Annotated in this window: 1 pseudogene; it reads right to left on the bottom strand. The window is 63.5% G+C overall.

The features are described 5' to 3' along the window. Positions 1-288, bottom strand: a pseudogene (locus EN807_RS34785) (carbohydrate ABC transporter substrate-binding protein); the annotation flags it as partial.

Raw genomic sequence — 288 nt, 5'->3', positions numbered from 1 at the left:
CCCGGCTTGACCATGTCGGCGGTGAAGGCGGTATACCAGAAGATCTGTTGGGCAACATTGCCTTGCGACGGCACGGGGCCGGATTCGGAGAAGGTCATGCCCTGGGCTTCCGGCGGCGCATAGGCCTTCAGCCAATCCAGATACTTCTGGATGGCATAGACAGAGGCCGGAGCGTTGGTGTCGCCGCCGCGCGCGGAGCACGAACCGACGGGACGCGAATTCTCGTCGACCTTGATGCCCCATTCGTCGACCGGCTTGCCGTTCGGGATGCCCTTGTCGCCATTGCCG

This window comes from Mesorhizobium sp. M5C.F.Ca.ET.164.01.1.1 (assembly GCF_004792125.1).
Classification (GTDB): domain Bacteria; phylum Pseudomonadota; class Alphaproteobacteria; order Rhizobiales; family Rhizobiaceae; genus Mesorhizobium; species Mesorhizobium wenxiniae.
This window is presented reverse-complemented; position numbering and strand designations above follow the sequence as displayed.